The 16,920-nt window shown below is 36.4% G+C and carries 20 protein-coding genes; 2 read left to right on the top strand and 18 right to left on the bottom strand.

Annotated elements, in window-relative coordinates; translation table 11 throughout:
- From tsf to JC2156_RS02325, 4 genes are all read right to left on the bottom strand, one after another.
- Positions 1–873, bottom strand: a complete 873-nt coding sequence (gene tsf / locus JC2156_RS02340) for a translation elongation factor Ts (RefSeq protein ID WP_006845220.1) — start codon at positions 871–873, stop codon at positions 1–3.
- Positions 874–1,022: 149 nt separating this feature from the next.
- Positions 1,023–1,802, bottom strand: a complete 780-nt coding sequence (gene rpsB / locus JC2156_RS02335) for a 30S ribosomal protein S2 (protein ID WP_006845219.1) — start codon at positions 1,800–1,802, stop codon at positions 1,023–1,025.
- Positions 1,803–1,945: 143 nt separating this feature from the next.
- Positions 1,946–2,233, bottom strand: a complete 288-nt coding sequence (locus JC2156_RS02330; protein WP_006845218.1) for a GIY-YIG nuclease family protein — start codon at positions 2,231–2,233, stop codon at positions 1,946–1,948.
- Between the two features lie 2 nt (positions 2,234–2,235).
- Complete coding sequence (locus tag JC2156_RS02325) at positions 2,236–2,988, bottom strand: tRNA1(Val) (adenine(37)-N6)-methyltransferase (RefSeq protein ID WP_006845217.1); 753 nt, start codon at positions 2,986–2,988, stop codon at positions 2,236–2,238.
- A 123-nt stretch (positions 2,989–3,111) separates the two neighbouring features.
- Here JC2156_RS02325 and JC2156_RS02320 point away from each other — a divergent pair, with 123 nt between their 5' ends.
- On the top strand, positions 3,112–3,735 hold the full coding sequence (locus JC2156_RS02320; protein WP_006845216.1) for a lysophospholipid acyltransferase family protein: 624 nt from the start codon (positions 3,112–3,114) through the stop codon (positions 3,733–3,735).
- A 161-nt stretch (positions 3,736–3,896) separates the two neighbouring features.
- On the opposite strand, the gene JC2156_RS02315 is transcribed toward JC2156_RS02320, so the two are convergent.
- From JC2156_RS02315 to JC2156_RS02285, 7 genes are all read right to left on the bottom strand, one after another.
- The gene (locus JC2156_RS02315) at positions 3,897–4,115 is read right to left on the bottom strand and encodes a YneF family protein (protein ID WP_006845215.1); all 219 of its coding nucleotides are present in this window, start codon (positions 4,113–4,115) and stop codon (positions 3,897–3,899) included.
- Positions 4,116–4,205: 90 nt separating this feature from the next.
- Positions 4,206–4,460: a DUF896 domain-containing protein gene (locus tag JC2156_RS02310; RefSeq protein WP_006845214.1), complete on the bottom strand. Its 255-nt coding sequence runs from the start codon at positions 4,458–4,460 to the stop codon at positions 4,206–4,208.
- 154 nt (positions 4,461–4,614) lie between these two features.
- Positions 4,615–5,142, bottom strand: coding sequence for an adenine phosphoribosyltransferase (locus JC2156_RS02305; protein ID WP_006845213.1), 528 nt, complete (start codon positions 5,140–5,142; stop codon positions 4,615–4,617).
- 27 nt (positions 5,143–5,169) lie between these two features.
- Entirely contained in the window at positions 5,170–7,476 is a 2,307-nt protein-coding gene (gene recJ / locus JC2156_RS02300; protein ID WP_006845212.1) for a single-stranded-DNA-specific exonuclease RecJ, read from the bottom strand.
- A gap of 3 nt (positions 7,477–7,479) precedes the next feature.
- Positions 7,480–8,466, bottom strand: coding sequence for a ribonuclease Z (gene rnz / locus JC2156_RS02295; RefSeq protein ID WP_006845211.1), 987 nt, complete (start codon positions 8,464–8,466; stop codon positions 7,480–7,482).
- A gap of 47 nt (positions 8,467–8,513) precedes the next feature.
- Positions 8,514–9,155 carry a glycerol-3-phosphate 1-O-acyltransferase PlsY gene (gene plsY, locus JC2156_RS02290; protein ID WP_006845210.1) on the bottom strand — a complete coding sequence of 214 codons (642 nt, stop codon included), beginning with the start codon at positions 9,153–9,155 and terminating at the stop codon, positions 8,514–8,516.
- A gap of 445 nt (positions 9,156–9,600) precedes the next feature.
- On the bottom strand, positions 9,601–10,518 hold the full coding sequence (locus JC2156_RS02285) for an ADP-ribosylglycohydrolase family protein (protein ID WP_006845209.1): 918 nt from the start codon (positions 10,516–10,518) through the stop codon (positions 9,601–9,603).
- 105 nt (positions 10,519–10,623) lie between these two features.
- On the opposite strand from JC2156_RS02285, the gene JC2156_RS02280 reads away from it, so the two are divergent.
- Positions 10,624–11,037 carry a DUF2507 domain-containing protein gene (locus JC2156_RS02280; protein ID WP_006845208.1) on the top strand — a complete coding sequence of 138 codons (414 nt, stop codon included), beginning with the start codon at positions 10,624–10,626 and terminating at the stop codon, positions 11,035–11,037.
- A gap of 53 nt (positions 11,038–11,090) precedes the next feature.
- On the opposite strand, the gene map is transcribed toward JC2156_RS02280, so the two are convergent.
- From map to JC2156_RS02245, 7 genes are all read right to left on the bottom strand, one after another.
- Positions 11,091–11,879 carry a type I methionyl aminopeptidase gene (map, locus tag JC2156_RS02275; RefSeq protein ID WP_006845207.1) on the bottom strand — a complete coding sequence of 263 codons (789 nt, stop codon included), beginning with the start codon at positions 11,877–11,879 and terminating at the stop codon, positions 11,091–11,093.
- Positions 11,880–11,981: 102 nt separating this feature from the next.
- Positions 11,982–12,704, bottom strand: a complete 723-nt coding sequence (locus JC2156_RS02270) for a VIT1/CCC1 transporter family protein (RefSeq protein ID WP_006845206.1) — start codon at positions 12,702–12,704, stop codon at positions 11,982–11,984.
- Between the two features lies 1 nt (position 12,705).
- On the bottom strand, positions 12,706–13,398 hold the full coding sequence (locus JC2156_RS02265; protein ID WP_006845205.1) for a VIT1/CCC1 transporter family protein: 693 nt from the start codon (positions 13,396–13,398) through the stop codon (positions 12,706–12,708).
- A gap of 131 nt (positions 13,399–13,529) precedes the next feature.
- Entirely contained in the window at positions 13,530–14,675 is a 1,146-nt protein-coding gene (gene recA / locus JC2156_RS02260; RefSeq protein WP_006845204.1) for a recombinase RecA, read from the bottom strand.
- A 45-nt stretch (positions 14,676–14,720) separates the two neighbouring features.
- On the bottom strand, positions 14,721–15,212 hold the full coding sequence (locus JC2156_RS02255) for a nicotinamide-nucleotide amidohydrolase family protein (protein WP_006845203.1): 492 nt from the start codon (positions 15,210–15,212) through the stop codon (positions 14,721–14,723).
- 149 nt (positions 15,213–15,361) lie between these two features.
- Positions 15,362–15,937 carry a CDP-diacylglycerol--glycerol-3-phosphate 3-phosphatidyltransferase gene (gene pgsA / locus JC2156_RS02250; protein ID WP_006845202.1) on the bottom strand — a complete coding sequence of 192 codons (576 nt, stop codon included), beginning with the start codon at positions 15,935–15,937 and terminating at the stop codon, positions 15,362–15,364.
- Between the two features lie 18 nt (positions 15,938–15,955).
- Positions 15,956–16,867 carry a helix-turn-helix domain-containing protein gene (locus tag JC2156_RS02245; RefSeq protein WP_006845201.1) on the bottom strand — a complete coding sequence of 304 codons (912 nt, stop codon included), beginning with the start codon at positions 16,865–16,867 and terminating at the stop codon, positions 15,956–15,958.
- Positions 16,868–16,920: the final 53 nt, after the last annotated feature.

The raw sequence follows: 16,920 nt of genomic DNA, 5'->3' as shown, positions 1-16,920 counted from the left end.
TTACTTAATTTGTGCTGCAACTTCAGCCGCAAAATCATTTTCTGCCTTTTCGATTCCTTCACCAACTTCATAACGAACGAATGAAAGAACTTTACCATTTTGTCCTTCAACATAAGCTGCCACAGTTTCACCATCTCCCTTAACGAAAGCTTGGTCAACCAATGAAATTTCTGACAAGAACTTGTTCAAACGTCCTTCAACGATCTTTTCTTTGATTGCATCTGGCTTACCGTTCAAGTCTTCAGCAGCTAATTGAATTTCCTTTTCGTGACTCAAAGTATCAGCAGGGACTTCTTCGCGTGAAACATATTGTGGGTTAATAGCAGCAACGTGCATTGCAACATCCTTAGCCACTTCAGCATTTGCTCCATCAAGCAAAACTAATGAAGAAATACGTCCACCCATGTGTGAATAGGCTCCCAAAACTTGACCATCTTTAGCTTCGATAACTGCAAAACGACGAAGAGTAATCTTTTCACCAGTAATTTGCGTAGTGTGGATGATTTCTTCGTTCATAGTCTTACCGGCCATTGGCAATTCAAGCGCTTCTTCAACAGTAGCTGGCTTTGCGTCAACAATTGTTTCCGCAACGGCATGCAACAAATCATTAAATTCTTTATTGCCAGCCACGAAGTCAGTTTGTGAGTTCAATTCGATAATTGCAGCAAAGTTGCCCTTAACAGCAACATAAGTCATTCCTTCAGCAGCGATAGCTCCGGCTTTCTTAGCAGCCTTAGCCATTCCCTTTTCACGAAGGAAATCAATTGCCTTTTCCATATCACCGTCAGTTTCTACCAACGCCTTTTTTGCGTCCATCATTCCCACGTTTGTCTTTTCACGTAATTCTTTAACTTGTGCAGCTTTGATTGCCATTGTAAATGGTCTCCTTTAAATATATAAGTTTTTATCTAGTTAATTATACACAATTTAACAGTGTTTTAACACTGTTACACCAGTGATTTTTGATCAAGCTATAAAAAAAGCCGAGTCCTAATGTCCTCAGCTTGATTTAAAGCAGATAATTACTTGTTGTCGCCTTCAACGATTTCAGTCAATTCTTCAATAGAAGCAGCTTTTTCAGCTCCTTCTTCAGAAAAGGCTTCTTCAGCAACAGCATCTTCACCTTGATTACCTTCGATGATTGCATCTGCCATCTTAGCAGTGATCAAACGAACGGCACGGATTGCATCATCGTTTGATGGAATCTTAACGTCGATTTGATCAGGATCAGCATTTGTATCAACCATAGCAACGATTGGAATATTCAACTTGCTTGCTTCTTGCACAGCCAATTGTTCCTTGTGTGGATCAACGATATACAATACATCTGGGATGCGTGGCATATCAGCGATTCCACCCAAGAACTTTTCCAACTTTTCACGTTGCTTTGTCAACAATGCAACTTCCTTCTTAGGCAAACGATCGAAAGTTCCATCTTCTGACCAAGAACGCAATTCCTTCAAACGTGAAATACGCTTTTGGATTGTTGTCCAGTTAGTCAAAGTTCCACCAAGCCAACGATGGTTCACGAAGTACATGTTTGCACGTGTAGCTTCTTCAGCAACTGCATCTTGTGCTTGCTTCTTTGTTCCAACGAACAAAACAATTGCACCATCAGCAGCGGCATCACGAACATAGTTATATGCTTGGTCAACCATCTTAACTGTCTTTTGTAAGTCGATGATGTAAATACCATTACGTTCTGTAAAGATATATTCACCCATCTTTGGGTTCCAACGACGAGTTTGGTGACCGAAGTGGACACCAGCTTCAAGCAATTGCTTCATTGAGATTACTGCCATGAGTAAAATTCCTCCAAATTGTTTTTCCACCTAAATCCGCATGTAGTTCGACGACCGAAACGGCACCCGTTCAACTATTAGATTTAGTGAGTATTTTTGGTTATTAAACCAATAACAAATTTTACGCTGAAGCATTAAAGTTGTCAATTATTTAATTTTTTCCAATCCACACCATGATCAAGTAAAAAAGTCTCTTTTTTTAACCGGGTTAGTTTTTTAAAAGCAGCCTCCGCTCTCAAAGCATCCCCTTTAGTCTCAAATTCTTCAGAATAAATTAAATGTAATGGATGTCGTTTTTTGGGTCGAGTATATTTCGCCCCTTTGCCAGCTTCATGCACCGCTAATCTTCGTAATACATTATCAGTGAACCCCCCATAAAATATATTATCAGCAGTTAGAAGCACATACATATAATATTTTTTATCCGGCATTTTTAAGCCCGGCCTTCATAAATAGCTAAAACTTCATCTCGATATTCATCGTTATCTTGATGCGTAATGATTGGTGGTAGAATTTGCGCTCCAGTTAATTTACCATTTTTGATTGATTCTATTAAAACAATATTAGCTTCCTTTCCCACCTTAGGATAAACAAATTGAATTCTTTTTGGAATTAAATTATTGTCCCTTAAAGCATCTAAAATTTCAAATAATCGATCAGGTCGATGAACCATAAAAAAATGGCCCCCAGATTTAAGTAATTTTTTGGCTGTATGGGTCACTAAATTCAAATCAGCCTTAATTTCATGACGTGCAATGGCATAGTGTTGATTTGGATTCTTATGTGATTTTTCCGTTGCTTCAAAATAAGGTGGGTTTGAAACCACATTTTCGACTGAACCAGGTTTAATATCAACAAAAACATCACGCATATCCTTATTAATAATTTTAATTTTATCTGATAATTCATTCAATTGAACCGAACGTTGAGCCATATCAGCTAACCGTGGTTGAATTTCAACCCCAATGATCTGACCAGTTACCTTGTGAGCCATAAATAATGGAATAGCTCCGTTACCTGTACCTAAGTCTACAGTAGTTCCACGTCCACCATTTCGCGGATTAGCAAAATGGGCTAATAAAACCGCATCCAGTGAAAATGAAAACACTGAATGGCTTTGAATAATTTGAATTTCATCCCGATATAGCATATCAAATCGCTCATCAGCTCGTAACTCAATCGTCATTTTAATTTCTCCGTCCATTTTTATATCTTATTTATTTTCCAATTCGATTTATTAATTGTCAACCAATTCCATTTTGTGGGATAATAAAAGTTATGATTTAAGAAAATAAGAGGTATTTTTAATATGTTCTATCAATTTGCGGCCCATATTGTTCGGGGTCTAATTTGGTTAATTAACGGAAAAGTCACCGTATTAAATCAGGATAAAGTTCCCGATAGCGAATATGTTCTCGTCGGTCCACACCGCACTTGGTGGGATCCCCTATTCTTCGCTGCAGTGGGTTATCCCACAGTTTATATGTTTATGGCTAAAAAAGAATTATTCAAAAATCCAATTATTGGTTGGATTATCCGCCATGCAAATGGTTTCTCAGTAGATCGTGATAATCCTGGCCCATCTGTAATAAAGATTCCAGTTAAGGGTTTAAAAAAAGGCAATATGAGTTTAATCATTTTCCCTTCTGGTTCTCGACACTCATCTGACATGAAGGACGGAGCACTCCTTATTGCAAGAATGGCAAAAAAGCCCATTGTTCCACTTGTTTATCAAGGCCCTTTGAAGTTTAGCGGACTCTTCAAGCGCAATAATGTCACTTTAGCATATGGTGATCCAATCGACCCTTTAAGTTTTTCAAAAAATAAAGAACTTGCTAGTCAAGAGTTTGATCAAATTTTAAAGGATTCTTTCAACGCCTTAGATCAAAGTATTAATCCGGACTTTAAATACATCGATCAACATAAAAAATAATTTAATCTCATAACGATCAAGCTTTGCATATCCAATGCCTGATCGTTTATTTTTGATAATTCATACAATGTTTTAACACATTAATCATCGACACCAATCGGGAAAATAAATTTAATCAAAAAAGCTGAGGCAAAAGTGTCTCAGCTTTTTTATATGTTTACTTATTTTTGTTGGTTTTTCATTTGAGCCATCATTTGAGCCAATTTCTTTTGTGAAGGCTTTTGACCCATTGAAGTCATCATAGACTTCATCATTTCTTCAGAAATTGGTGGATTCTTCTTCAAATAAGTTTCCATCGAACGACGTGCCATGAAGAAACCAAAAACGGCTCCTACAATTAATGCAATAACAACAATAACGATCCAAATTGACGTACTCATGTCTTTACCTTAACCTAACTTATTTTTTTAATCATATTTAATTGTATCAAATCTAGCCTAGAATACTAGTTAAGATCCATAAAATATTAACTAGTTATCACGTAAGCCTTTTTCGCGTTGAATATTTTTAACTTTATCGGGAGTGACTTCTTTACCATCTTTATCAAAGACTTGTAACATTTCCACTTGAGAACGGAACGATGACCGGAAATTTTCTAAAAATTCAGCCCGTAAAGCCCGTCGTTCTTCCATTTCTTCCTTCGTTAATCCTGCGGGGGTTTTAGCCTTAGCTGCTAATTCATTAATTCTTTCGCGCACTGCTAACATATGATTATCTTCACTCATATCATTTGGCCTCCAATTTTAATATTTTTATAATTATACCATTTTTATTATATTTTATTAAAATATTGTCATAATAAATATTTATCATCAAAATTATCAAAAAAATGACCAATTAATGAGATTTATCTCGCTTAAATGGTCATTTGTATCTTTATTATTCACCTTCATAAGTTAACAAGGTCTTAATATCGTAATCCTTGAGGACTTCACGGCCTTGCAATTCAGTTAGTTCAATGAGGAAAGCTAAACCTACCACTTCACCCCCCAAACGTTCAATTAACTTATTAGTTGCTGCGATAGTACCACCAGTTGCCAATAAGTCATCAACAACCACGACTTTATCCCCTGGCTTAATCGAGTCAGAGTTCATCTCCAAGGTTGCTGAACCATATTCTAAAGTATAACTCTCTGAAACCGTTCCACGTGGTAATTTTCCAGGCTTACGAGCTGGAACAAATCCAACCCCTAATTCAAAAGCCATTGGGGTTCCCAACAAAAAGCCTCGAGATTCTGGAGCAACAATTACGGTTGCTCCTTTTTCTTTAGCATAAGCGGCTAATTCATGTATTGTAAATTTGAAAGCCTTAGTATCAGCTAACAAAGGGGTAATATCTCGAAAAGTTATTCCTGGTTTTGGGAAATCGGGAATAGATGCAATATATTCATGCAAGTCCATTGTCATTTTAAGCTCCTATGTCGATGATTTAAATTAATCACCTTGTGCTAATTCATTTAGCAATTGTTCTAATTCGGCCGTGGTACTATAAATTAATTTAGCTTCCACTTCCCTTTTTTGTAAAAAATTATGATAAGACGGCATAGTTGTTAAATCAACATTATCCGGTTTTTCTACTTTTTTTAAGAAATCGTCTTCAATTGTAACAAATTTTGCGTCCAAAAACACTTTAATTAACAATTTCAACATTAATTCGTCCATATTTAAATATTGTTCCATCGCCTGAAATTGATTTTTAAGATCGATAGAATTTTGTTGCTGAATAAATTTGAAGAATTTCGAAAAATCATTTCGAGTTGGAATTTTTTGTAAATAGGCAGGATTTTTAGTATAAAAAATCGTTTCCCAGCTACCAATTTCGACATATGCCAAAACTTGATGTAATTCATCTAAAGTGTGTGGTAAATCGACAAAAATGGCCCGATCAATTTGTGTTACATTGAAAGCATCTTCCCACCACATCGCTTGCCCAGCACTTGAAATTAAAGGAGTCAATTGTTTTTGTAGATTATGATTAAAAAACAAGTAAGTAGCAGGCTTGCTAAACATGGGCTTAGTTAAATGTGTAGTCCTTGCATCAATCAATGCTGACCCAGAAGCTTCAATATCTTTAACCATTAATTGATAGCTGGTTGATCCTCGATATGTATTTTGATCTAATGTTCCAACAACCGTCATTTTCTTAAAATGGCCTTGTAATTCATTTGCCAGTGCGCCTTTTTGCCATGCAACTACAGGAATCAATTGTCGCTTGTCCATCCCTGTAAAGCGTAAATGTTTACCCTCTGACATCGTTTTGACATTCTGAACACCATCTAATTCCAATGCAAAAACTGGTTCTGGGTTACCTTCCCCAAACGGGCCAAGTAGTTGTAATTGTTCATAAAAATCAGAATTGAAATTTCTACTATTAATGTTACCAGCCAATGTTATAACCTTTTTTTGCTGATAATCAAATGCTTGTTCAACCGCGGCTTCATTTAGCATTTTACGAACAGTAGGAACTTGGTCCACCGAGATGGTCATCCCCGCGGCTAAAGCATGTCCTCCAAAACTCAAATACAAATCACGATGAGGATCCATCGCCGAAAACAAATCGAAAGCAGCAAGTGAACGGCCTGATCCTTTAGCGATTGTGCCTGTTTGATTTAGGACAATCGTTGGCTTACCAGTTGCCTCTAATATCCGAGCCGCAACAATTCCTAGTACACCCTCGTGCCAGTTTTCACCCATTAATACCAAAACTGAATCTGAATAAAATTGGTTTTGAGCTTGTTCTAAAGCAGCTTCAGCGATCGATTCAACTAATTTTTTGCGTTCTTGATTAGCTTGATCAATGGTCTGAGCCAATTCTAACGCCGGTTTCTCAGCTTCAGCTAATAATAGTTGTACCCCGAGCTTAGCATCATCCATTCGACCAATCGCATTTAAACGGGGGGCGATTTGAAAGCCAATTGTTTTAGCATCTAATTTATCAACTGATATTTTAGCTAGCTGAAGTAACGCCGCTATTCCAGGACGTTGCATCTCATTGAGATTAGCTAGGCCCAGTTTAACGATGGTTCGATTTTCACCCGTTAGCGGCATTACATCAGCAACCGTTCCTAAAGCTGCCAAATCTAGCCATTCATCTGCTGGAGCATCTAATAAAGCAGAGGCAACCTTAAAGGCTACTCCAGCTCCTGATAAGCCAGTAAAAGGATATGGATGTTCTGGAAATTGCGGATGTACAATAGCTAAAGCTGACGGCAATTCAGTAGGAAGTTCATGATGATCCGTTACAATCACATCAACATCATATTGCATCAACGTTTCAATCGCTGCTTTACCACTAATTCCGTTATCCACTGTAATCAGTAGTTGCATCCCCTGTTCAGCCAAATTTTTATAGACTTCTACATTCGGACCATATCCATCTTTAAAACGGTTTGGAACATAATAATCAACTTCAGCTCCCAATACTTCTAAAGCTGAAACCATGATTGTGGTAGCAGTAATTCCATCAACATCATAATCACCATAAACAACAATTTTTTCGCCTTGATCAACGGCTGAAAAAATTCGATCGACAGCCTTTTGCATATCATGTAACTCATATGGATCAATTAAATCATCCAAAGTTGGATTTAAGAAAGTTTGAACTGCCTCTGGCGTTTCATATCCTCGTGATACCAACAATTGTGCAATTAAAGGCTGTGCTCCAATCTGCTTTTGTAATTGAGACACCCGCTCATCTTGAGGCAGTTGATCAAGCTGCCACTGATACTGTGGTTCAATCATTGTTTATTCCTCTTTTTCATCTGGTTCAATTTGAATTTTAATTGGTCCCGAGTTATCTTGCTTACCCATCGGAATTTCATAGACATCAAAATCATTAACTACCCGTGTATTTTTAAACACTGATTGTGCTGAATAAGCTAATTCATTTGCTAAACGTCCAGGGTAACGCGCTGAAATATGAGTCAATAATAAACGCCCTACATGTTGATTCGTAGCTGCTTGTGCAGCTTGCAAATTCGTTGAGTGATGGTATGACCGCGCTAATTTAGCTTCATCTTTGCCATAAGTTGATTCATGTACTACAACTGAAGCCTGATCCATCAAAACATCAATATTAGGTGTCCTTCGCGTGTCTCCTAGAATCGTCACAATCCGCCCAATTTTAGGTTTTCCAACTACATCTTTAGCATAAATTATTCTTCCGTCCGACAAAGTAATATCTTCACCATGCTTCAACTTTCCATAAAGAGGACCAGCTGGAACTTCTAACTCCTTTAATCGATCAACCAATAATTCACCTTCATGATCAGCTTCAACGATACGATAACCAAATGATAAAATTCGATGATCAAGTGGCAAAGCTAAAACACGGAATTTTTCATTCTCAAAAACTACTCCACCGTCATCGCTAATTTCATGATAGTTAATTCGGTAAGTTAGGTGCGTTTGCGAAAGCCTCAAGCTGGTTTCAACATATTGCTTAATCCCATGTGGCCCATACAAATCTAAACGATCATCACCGCCTTGAAAAGAGCGTGAAGACAATAATCCTGGTAACCCAAAAATATGATCCCCATGTAAATGAGTAACAAAAATTTTGGTTATTTTGCGTGGCCGAATTGTTGAACGAAGCATCTGATGTTGAGTTCCTTCGCCTGCATCAAATAACCACACTTCATTTAATTCTTCTAATAGCCTTAAAGCCACACTGGTCACGTTGCGATAACGTGCAGGAGAACCAGCTCCCGTTCCTAAAAATTCCAATTGCATAAAATTTATTGCCTACTTTCTAATTAGCCTAGATCATTTAAATTGATTTACTTTACCTTCACTTGCCTGATCCAATATGGGATTCCAAATTTAACAGTATTTTCTTTGCCATGTACCATACGTACTAAATTACTACGGTGTAGATAAGTAACATAGACCATCAAAATAGCCGCCACTAAAGCTAAAAATTTTTCATCATAATACCAAAAAACAATAGTGCTAAAGAAAAAATTCAAAAGTGAGCTAATTGAAACAATACTGGTTAGTAATAAACAAATTAAAAATATACCTAATGAAATTACAAATAACTTGGGTGAATAAGCCAATAAAATTCCCAATGAACTTGCTACACCCTTACCACCCTTAAAATTTAACCAAACTGAAAAAGTATGCCCCAAAACAGCAATCACTCCAGCTGCCAAAATCAAATAGTGACGATTATCTGGCAATGGTGACCATATTAAGTAAGCTAAAAGCCCACCAACAGTCCCCTTTAAAACATCTAGAATAAATACTATTAACCCCGGAAACATGCCTAAAACGCGAAAAGTATTGGTTGTTCCAATATTTCCAGAACCAACTTGCATAATATCCTTATGATAAACGTACTTACCAATGAGGTATCCAAAAGGAATTGACCCTAAAAAATAAGCCGCCAAAATACCGACAATAATTTTAAATATTTGCATTTTTTCTCCTATGCTTTATTATGTGTGGCATAACACTAAAATTCTTTGAACTATGCCAATGTATCAGCCTTTTTAAGTACCAAATCACTTAAATATTTGATCCATAATAATCACATTGTATTTTTAATAAAATTAAACGCTCGTTATTGAAAATAAGTTTAAATTCAAAAAACTAGATAATTTTACCATTTTCTTACCTAGTTTATCAATTAATTAGACTGTTTAGCAATATTATAACGCTATCAAGTTAGCAATATTTTTTAATTTACCATTATTTATTGAGGTTTACTGATAATCTAGCAATGAATTTAATCTTTTTAACCATATATAATAAAAGATTATGATAAATTATTTAAAATAGATTACATATAATTATAAAATAAAAAAGATAAGAACAATTATTTCAACTGTTCTCATCAATGTATGTTTTAATCTATTATTTTAATTAAGCATGCACTTTAATGACAAATTCACCACTTTGATTAGCTTTAAATAGCATATTTTTAACGTCAAAAGCAGCATCAAAGCGTTTCATAACGTTAATATCATTAGATCTTCCGTACATCAAAGCTGCTACTGATCCCACAATTGGTACAATTTTTTTAGAAGGACCTTTAACTTGGTCAGCAGCTTGAATCGCCTCTTGATATGAATGAGTATTTAATAAAATCCACACCAAATTTTCAAGTGTATCAATAATGTAACCACTACCGTTTAAGGCGCTTTGCGGTTGGCTACTAAAATCAGGAGTATTTAAATTATCTAGCTCCTTTAAGAAACCAGCAAATAAACCATGTTCTGAATAATATTCATATGAAATTCCAACTGCTCGATCTAAAGCATTTTCAAAATCAAACCCATCTAAAATTTGCCCAACTAAAATAGCATATAAACCAATCCCCATCAGTCCACGAGGATGATTATGCGTTAAACCCGCTACTTGATGTAATGTCAACATGGCCGTTTCGTTATTTACAAAATCTGACCCATAATGGCTATAAATATAAATGACCATCGGCAGCATTCGAGCTAAGGCTCCACTACCATTATCATCCTCTAAAGATCCACCTGATGAAAAAGGATCCTGTTTAATTAAATAATCATCTAAAGCTTTTTTTGTTGTCTTACCTGCAGTCTGAATATGACCATCCACTGTATACTTACCGTGTTCATACCATGCTTCAAAAGCCTGCATTATCTTATTAATATCATAACTGATTGATAAAGCATCGATCGTTGCAAGGGCTAACGAACTACCACTACTCCAACGTCTTTGCTCTAATGGTAGATGCTTTTGTGTTAATAAATCACCATCAAGCATCCCAAGGGTGCTATTAATTAATGGATTATTTGGTAAGTCCATATTTAATTACCCATCCTTTCCATTAAAAAATTGTAACATTTTTGCAACCTATTTGGCAAATTGAATTCTGTTCGTTATAATAAGAAGTATAAAAAGGAGCGTCATATGGCTGATCAAAATAATAATATTTTTCCAATTACGTTGTTAAGAGATCATTTACTACCAGATCTGTTAACCGATGATCTTAGTGATATTACGTACTGGGCTGGTAAAAATTTAGCGCGTGAATTTCCGCTAAAAGGAATTAGTGCAGTGATTAATTTCTTCAATGATGCTGGCTTTGGGACTCTAAACATCGAATCTCAAAAAGCAACTAGTCAAAAATGGTTTTTAACTGGATCATTAGTAGAAACCCGGATGACTGAATCATCAAAGCCTGATTTCTTCTTAGAAGCTGGCTTTCTAGCTCAACAAACAGAGCAACAAATTGGTTCAAGCGCAGAAGCCCAAGTTGAATTCGACAAAGACACAGTTATTTTTACCGTTTTGACTATCGAATCCGCCCACATGGATGAATAAAATTAAAAAATCATCTTAGTCAGTACTAAAACTGATAAGATGATTTTTTTAATTTATTTTAATAAATATTTAGCATCAAAGATTGGATCTTGTGAAGTTAAAATCTTAGGTCCATCTTCTGTAATTGCTACAACATGTTCATACTGAGCTGACCATGAACCATCAATCGTCCGAACAGTCCAACCATCTTCCTTTGAAGTTTCAACTTCAAAGCCACCCATGTTTACCATAGGTTCAATTGTAATCGTCATTCCAGGCTTCAACCGCAAGCCACGTCCTGCTACTCCATAATGAGGCACAGCTGGTTCTTCGTGCATCGTTGGACCAATTCCATGGCCAATGTAATCACGAACATTTCCATAACCATGTTCATCTTCAACAAAGTGATTAATTGCTGCCCCAATATCACCTAATCTATTCCCAACCTGAGCTTGGTCAATTCCAATATAAAGGGCCTCTAGTGTGACATCCATCAATTTTTGAACTTCTGGTGAAACATTCCCCACAGCATAACTCCAAGCAGAATCAGAATAAGCTCCATCTAATTCAACTACAGTGTCAACTTTAACCAAGTCACCATCTTTAAGAATTAATCCTTTTCTTGGAAAGGCGTGTGCCACTTCATCATTGACAGAAACAGTGGTTGCATATTTGAATCCCTCAAAACCAATTTGTGCGGCGCGACCACCATGACTTTCAATATATTGCCGACCAAATTCCTCAATTTCCCAAGTCGATAGACCAGGTTTGATTAATTTTTTCATTCCTTGGTGCATTCCAGCAATAATTGCTCCAGATTTCTCCATCGCCACTAATTCACGTTTTGATTTTAAAGTTATCATAATTTTCCTCCGTTATTATACTAACTATTATTATAACGCTAAAAGGTTAATTTAAGTTAAAATCAATGACTTTATTCTGTCTAGTTCCGCTCATACCAACCATTAGAACAACAATCCAATTCCATAATGAATCGTAATTGTTAAAAGTCCAATAATGATATTTCGGATAACCGACTTTCTAACGAAACCTTTGCCTAATTTAGCACTAGCCCAGCCAATAATAGCCGAAGCAATCGTAGTGGCTAAAATAGCTACTAACATCCCCTTTGTTCGACTTAATAAAACCATTGATAGCAGTGGCACTAAACCTGCCAGAGCTGCACAGATCATTGACGAAAAGGCCGCTTCCCATGGATTGACATAATGTCCTAGCTGCACATCATATTTGGTTCCCAAAATAGCTGTTAATGGCTGTTTATTCATTAAATCCTTAGCAATTAAATTAGCTGTTTGTTTAGCCACTCCCCGACCTTCATAAAATTCTTGCAAATCATTTTCAACCAGTTCGGGTTGCTCTTTAATACGTTGTGCTTCTTTTTGAACCACAACTTTTTCAGCATCTGATTGAGAGCTCACTGATGCATATTCTCCCGACGCCATGGATAATGCACAAGCCAAGAGGTCTGAAACTCCAGCAATTAAAAGGGTAAATGAATTATTAGTCGCAGCTCCCACTGAAAATAAAACCCCAACAACGGTCAATACCCCATCATTAGCTCCTAAAACTCCAGCTCGAACCACGTTTAAACGTTCCTCTAATGTAAGTTTTTCACGTTTTTGTACACCCGACTGCATTAAGCGTTCTTCATCTGCTGACAAATTCATATTAAATCTCCCCCATCAAAGTTCCAATTACGAACGTTATAATCATAGTAAAAATCCCAGCTATTACATTCCTGAATGTCGCACGCTTTAAATTAGCTCCTGAAAGTCGAGCCGCCAAAGAACCAGTAATAGCTAAAGCAAGCGCCACAGCTACACCCGTACCCAAGATGTTAAGATGCATCTTAGCTGGTAAAAGTGTAATTGCTATCATAGGTAAAATGGATCCTAATGGAAAAGAAACCATCGAGGCTAGCCCAGCCGAAATAGCATCCATCTCTTGGTTCAAAGTAAACCCATATCGCTCTCGAACGGTTGTTCCTAAAGCATCCTGGGCCATCATTTCTTTAGTTGCTTGGTGAGCTAATTCTGGCTTAATCCCTGCGACTACATATTTATTTTGAACATAATCAAATTCAGATTGCCAATCATTTTCTAAACGTTGTGACTGGGTTTCTTCCGCTTTTTTTTGCGCATCATTTTGCGAATGAACTGAAACATATTCACCCATCGCCATTGAGACCGTCCCAGCTAATGCTCCGGCAAAACCAGCAATAAAAATGGCGAAAGAATTAGTTGTAGCTCCTGCAACCCCGATCACAATACCAGAAACTGATAAAATGCCATCATTAGCACCCATCACCGCTGCTCGGACAATGTTACTTCGTTGCGCTAAGCTTTGTTTTTTCTTACTCATATTATTCACTCCTAGTTTATAATCATTTTAAACTAAAACCAGTATACCAAAAATGGGGTTAAAAAACGAATAACATAAAAAAAGCAGGACAAATTCATCCCGCTTTAATCAACAATGATTAAAATAATTTATTATTCTTCAATCTCTAATTCAGCCTCATCTGATTCTGATGTATCTGTATTATTTTCTTCAGGTGATTCATCCGTTGGTTTCTTAAAGTATTCATCCAAAACTCGCTTCATAATTTCATCATAAATAGCTTTATTTTCTGGATCATCTAACCATCGCATCACATTGACCTTACCTTGGCCAATCTTCTCTCCTTCATATGAGAACCAAGAACCAGCTTTTTTAATGATATCTTTGTCTACAGCTAGATCAATCATCTCACCAGTTTTAGAAATTCCCTTTCCAAACATAATCTCAATTTCAACTTCTCTAAACGGAGCTGCAACCTTATTTTTGACAACTTTAATCTTAGTCAAATTACCAACTGACTTAACATCTTCACCGTCTTGTTTAGTTCCATCAATCCCACCTCGACGTCTAACATCTAAACGAACCGTTGAATAGAAACGAAGAGCACGACCTCCAGGTGTAGTCTCAGGATTTCCAAACATAACTCCAATTTTTTCCCGCAATTGATTAATAAAGATAACTGTAGTTTCCGTTTTCAAAATTGAGCCTGAAAGCTTTCTTAAGGCAGATGACATCATTCGGGCTTGCAATCCCATAGACGCATCACCAATTTCACCATCTATTTCTGCCTTAGGTGTTAAAGCAGCCACGGAATCAATAACAATCAAGTCAATCGCAGATGACTGTATCAACGCATCAGCAATTGATAGACCTTGTTCTCCAGTGTCTGGTTGTGAAAGTAAAAGGTCATCAATATTAACGCCCAATGCCTTAGCATATTCCACGTCCATCGCATTTTCCGCATCAATATAAGCTACATTTCCTCCTGTTTTTTGCATTTCTGCAGCAGCATGTAGAGCCAAAGTAGTTTTACCAGATGATTCAGGTCCATAAATTTCAATAATTCGTCCCTTTGGATAACCACCAATTCCAAGTGCAATATCCAATTTTAGTGAACCAGTAGAAGAAGCTTCAATTTGTGAGAATTTAGAATCGCCCATTCGCATAATTGAACCTTTTCCAAAGTTTTTTTCGATTTTTTTCAGTGCTTCATCTAAGGCTTTTTGTCGCGCTTTTGGATCCGTAATTTTGCCTTCAATTCTTTTATTAGGATTAATATTTTTTCCACTCGTTGCCATATTTAATTTCTCCGTTCATTTGAAAATCAATATATTAAGTATAACCTAATTTTGATCTTTTGTAACGTCTTTCCCAATTAATTCTAAAATTAATTGCGCCCCGCATTCAACAGCCTGCTGTCGAACAGACATTCGATCTCCAACTAAATTAAATAATTTAGTTTTAACTTGTCCATTCGGTTGTGACACACCAATATAAACCGTCCCAGCCGGATGGTTTTCTAATCCGTCGGGACCTGCAACCCCTGTTAATCCAATGGCCCAATCTGTTTTTAACCGTGCTTGCGCCCCCTTAGCCATAGCTTGAGCTACTTGTGCTGAAACTACTCCATATTCTTCAACTAAAGCCATGGGTACATTCACCAATTGCTCTTTAGCTACGGCACTATAGGTAACAAAGGAACCAGAAAAAACGGTTGAAATACCACTGACATTGGCTAATTCACTAGCGAACATTCCTGCTGTTAAGCTTTCAGCAGCCGTAATACTCTGCTTTTTCTCAATTAATAACCGACCTAGTTGTTCAATATTTTTCATTTTAATTGCTCCTAACTAATAAGGATCCACCTAACTAATAAATTAATTATAATATTTTTCAAAGAAAAAGACTGGAATAAACTTCCAGTCCTTTATAAACGAAAAATCAATGTTAGATAACTCCGTTTAGTATCTAATTGATATTATAATTATTTAAAACCATCACTAAAAACAAAACGCGCTTTCCAAAAATATTCAATCCCTGAATAAATTGTAAAGAATAACGCAATCCAGATCATAATTTGCGCGAATGGAACATGAATTAAGTTAAAACCTAAATCATGTAATAAGAAAAAGATGATTGCCAACATTTGCGTAGTAGTTTTTATTTTACCGGGCATTGTAGCAGCCATAACTTCACCGTTATTTTCTACGATTAACGTTCTTAAACCAGTTACTGCTAATTCACGAATCACAATTAAAGCAATCATCCAAGCAGGTAACCATTGAAATTGGACGAAAAAAATCAACGCTGTCATTACAAGAAGCTTATCCGCTAATGGGTCTGCAAACTTCCCAAAATTAGTTACAAGATGTTGTCGACGGGCTATTTGACCATCAGCCGTATCAGTTAACGAAGCGACAATAAAAATAATTGCAGCCACTAAATGCGTCATAGGTAATTGCGATAAACCACCCCATATATCAACTGGTAACATTAAAACAATTGCAAAAATTGGGATCAAAATGATTCTAAAAACGGTTAATTTATTTGGTAAATTCATAATTTTACTAACTTACTCCTATTTTTGAGTGATATTAATCAAGGCATGCCAAACTAAGGTTGTATTACTCAAATTTAGATCATTATCATTGAAATTAACCTTCAAATTATTAGCATTTCCAGTTTGAATATTGACACTTGTAACATCACTATTCAAATTAAACTCCTGATTCACACCAGACTTAACGGTTCCTGAATACAAAACCACCCCTGTATTTGATTTCACTAATACCCATGAATCACCATTTTGACCAGTTAGAGTCAACTTACGATCAGTATCAGCTGGTACCTTAGCTTCAAAAGTAGTAGTGGTTCCCGCAATAGCAGGTTCTGATATTTCTGTTTTCTTATTATCAGACTTCTTTTTATCTTCGGACTTTTTCTTATCTTCAGAAGATGAAGACTTTTCATTTGATGAATCTGAAGATTGTTTTGATGAACTATTTGCTACAGAAGAGCTACTGATAGAAACATGTGAATCTTCTGTTGAAGATTTCGAATGACCTGCAAAGTTTGCAACTAACGCCCAAACCACGATCACAACCGCCAAAGCAACAACACCCATGATTATTTTAGGCATAGCATTTACCAATTGTTTCTTTTGTAAATTTTCTTCGCTACGCATCCCAACTCGAGTAACATTATCTTCATCTACTCGAACTTGTTCCATATTTGGATTTTCAGCTGGCGCTACTAAATCATATCGTTCTAATAAATCATCAGCATCAATTCCAACTGCTGCTGCATATTGACGCGTAAAAGCGCGCTCGTAAAATTTGCCTGGCAATTGATCAAATTGATTATTTTCAATCGCTTGTAAATAACGTTTTTGAATCTTCGTCTGTGCTTGTACATCATCTAAGGTTAGCCCTTTATCAATGCGGGCAGCTTGAAGTTCCTCACCAATTCCCTTTTGTCCCATGTCTGCCATATCACTTAATCCCTTTACTACATATATTTATATGATTATTTTACCATAATTTT

Source organism: Weissella koreensis KCTC 3621, from assembly GCF_000277645.1.
The sequence above is the reverse complement of the archived record's forward strand: the minus strand, read 5'-3'. Positions and strand labels throughout refer to the sequence as shown.